This window comes from Microvirga sp. P4_G7 (genome assembly GCF_056401005.1).
Genome location: NZ_JBFUKD010000525.1, coordinates 1 through 2725 on the forward strand (window position 1 = coordinate 1; position 2725 = coordinate 2725).

The 2725-nt window shown below is 59.2% G+C and carries 4 protein-coding genes and 1 riboswitch; all 4 genes read left to right on the plus strand.

The features are described 5' to 3' along the window. The coding region (locus AC1DT3_RS17385; protein ID WP_477466488.1) for an RsmG family class I SAM-dependent methyltransferase at nucleotides 1-330 on the plus strand (330 nt) is incomplete at its 5' end. Further along, nucleotides 330-1169: a ParA family protein gene (locus AC1DT3_RS17390; protein WP_477466489.1), complete on the plus strand. Its 840-nt coding sequence runs from the start codon at nucleotides 330-332 to the stop codon at nucleotides 1167-1169. The genes AC1DT3_RS17385 and AC1DT3_RS17390, both read left to right, overlap by 1 nt. Nucleotides 1170-1240: 71 nt before the next feature. Beyond that, a complete protein-coding gene (locus AC1DT3_RS17395; protein WP_477466490.1) occupies nucleotides 1241-2134 on the plus strand; it encodes a ParB/RepB/Spo0J family partition protein in 894 nt (297 codons plus the stop codon). Nucleotides 2135-2414: 280 nt separating this feature from the next. Then, nucleotides 2415-2496, plus strand: a riboswitch (ZMP/ZTP riboswitch). 22 nt (nucleotides 2497-2518) lie between these two features. Beyond that, nucleotides 2519-2725, plus strand: a 207-nt coding sequence (locus AC1DT3_RS17400) for a LysE family transporter (RefSeq protein ID WP_477466491.1), incomplete at its 3' end; no start/stop codon positions are given.

The following is a 2725-nucleotide window of genomic DNA, read 5'->3' on the forward strand; positions in this document are numbered from 1 at the left end:
TGCGCCTTTCTCCGGCAAGTTGCGCGCCTGACGGGTGCTAATGTGACCGTGCATCAGGAGCGCTTGGAAGCAATCGTGCCCGATTTTGTCGGTAAGGTTAACATCGTTTCGGCGCGCGCCCTTGCGCCACTGACGACCCTTCTAGATTGGACTGCCCCCCTGTTGAAAAGGGGGACAACCGAAACAATGGGCTTGTTTCCGAAGGGCCGGGAGGCCCTAGTCGAATTGACCGAAGCGCGAAAATTTTGGACAGTCGAAGCGGATCTACTGCCGAGTCGGACCGATTCCGAGGCAAAAATCATCCGCATAACCTCCATCGAGAGTCTTTGATGACAACCCACCAGAATGGCGCCATTCCCGGAACGCGCCAAGGCAAGCCCCGCGTTCTCGTCCTGGCGAACCAGAAGGGCGGCGTCGGAAAGACGACGACGGCCATCAATCTCGGCACGGCGCTGGCGGCTATCGGCGAGAAGGTCCTTATTTTGGATCTCGACCCGCAGGGAAATGCCTCGACGGGTCTGGGAATCGATCGCAAAAACCGTCGCGTTTCGACCTATCACGTGCTCAACGGCGAAGCTTCCTTGGCGGAGGCCATTGTCGAGACAATCGTGCCGCGCCTGTATGTGGCACCATCGACCCTTGATCTTCTCGGGATCGAGCTCGAAATTGCTGGCGAGCGCGATCGGGCGCACCGTCTCCGGCAAGCGATCATCCAATTGATGGGTGAGCCGGACGAAGATCCGTTCACTTACGTGCTGATCGATTGCCCGCCCTCGCTCAATCTTTTGACGATCAACGCGTTGACCGCCGCGGATTCCGTTTTGGTGCCCTTGCAATGTGAGTTTTTTGCCCTCGAAGGCCTGAGTCAGCTGTTGAAGACGGTGGAGCAGGTGCGCTCGACGCTCAATACGAAGTTGGCGATCCAGGGCGTGGTGCTGACGATGTTTGATCCCCGCAACAATTTGTCGGGTCAAGTCGTTGCAGACGTTAGACAATTTATGGGCAACAAGGTTTACGAGACGATGATTCCACGCAACGTGCGGGTCTCTGAAGCGCCGTCGCATGGTAAGCCCGTTCTGCTTTACGACCTGAAATGCGCCGGGTCGCAGGCTTATCTTCGGCTCGCTTCCGAAATTATTCAACGTGAACGCGCCCTTCGGGCCGCCTGAGCACTAAAAAAGCTGGCGCGACGTGACCCGTTTCGCCTGTAAGTGCTTCAAAAGACAAAGGAAAAAGGGCAATGGCAGAAGAAGCTTCAAAGCCGCGTCTCGGCCGTGGACTGGCCGCGTTGATCGGCGAGGTCGGCGATGAAATGGGAGTGGTCGATCGCGGCAAAGGACAGCGCAAGGTCCCGGTCGAGTTTCTGCGCCCGAATCCCCGCAACCCGCGCAAATATTTCGAAGATACCGAACTGCATGAATTGGCGCAGTCGATCCAGGATCGCGGCATTATTCAACCGATCGTGGTTCGGCCGATGCCGAATCTGCCAGACGCGTACGAGATCGTCGCCGGCGAGCGCCGCTGGCGCGCGGCGCAGCAGGTCGGATTGCATGATGTTCCGGTGGTCATCGTCGACATCGACGACAAAACCTCGCTCGAATTTGCAATCCTGGAGAACGTCCAACGCGCCGACTTGAATCCGGTCGAAGAAGCGCAGGGCTATTCAAGGTTGATGGACGAGTTCAGCTACACGCAGGAGAACTTGTCGAAGATCATCGGCAAGAGCCGTTCGCATATTGCGAACATGATGCGACTCATGGATTTGCCCAATTCGATCAAGGACTTGCTCGTTTCGCGTCAATTGACGGCAGGGCATGGCCGAGCGCTCCTCGCCGTAAAGGACCCTCTTCGCGTCGCCAAGCGCATTCTTGACGAAAAACTCAGCGTACGCGAGGTCGAAGAGATCGCGCAGCTCGACAACAGCGACCCGCCGAACGGCCTCGAGACGAAGTCGATACGCCCCAAAAAGGAGAAGGATCCTGATACGAGGGCACTCGAACAGGCATTGAAGGACGTTCTCGGTCTTGCCGTGTCCATCGAGCACAAGGGCCACGGGGGCGAACTGAAGGTCAAATATCGGACGTTGGAGCAGCTCGACGGATTGTGCCGCCGCTTGAACGGTGCTGGAGCCTGACGGTCGACACTGTCCTGCGGGCGCGATCGCCCTTGGGATTGCATGGCTCTTCCTGCCGCACGCGGGAGCACCAGATAGGCGGGCTTCGCAGCCAGCTGCGGAAAGCCTTTGCGCAGGTTCGCTGTCGCGCGCGCCTTACAGGGCGGCGCCGAGCGCCTGCGCAAGGCACGTTCCGTCTCTCGTGCGTGCGGGCCCGAAACGCCTTGTACTCGAAGCGCCTTTCTTCCGAAGCGCCTTGCTTGCGAAGCGCTTGCAATCGGAAATTGCACGCGTCATAAGGATCGCGCCGCGTCACTGGCGCAATAAGATGGGTCACCATCGGGGAGCGCGGACAAAGAACGCCGCGCGCCTGGGCACTCAACGCACCTTCAAAGGAGCATGCCCATGTCCACTTCGATGAGTCTCCTCGGTATTCTCGCCGCTCTGCTGATTGGCGCTATCAGCCCCGGCCCCAGTTTCGTTCTTGTTTCCCGTATCGCCATCGCCCGATCCCGGCGCGACGGCCTCGCCGCAGCCCTCGGGATGGGAATCGGGGGAGCGTTGTTCGGTGCATTGGCGCTGGCCGGATTGAGCGCGCTACTGTCCCAGGTC

Excerpts from the sequence above, each read along its gene's own strand:
- AC1DT3_RS17390 (WP_477466489.1), top strand. The coding sequence starts at position 330 with ATGACAACCCACCAGAATGGCGCCATTCCCGGAACGCGCCAAGGCAAG.
- AC1DT3_RS17395 (WP_477466490.1), top strand. The coding sequence starts at position 1,241 with ATGGCAGAAGAAGCTTCAAAGCCGCGTCTCGGCCGTGGACTGGCCGCG.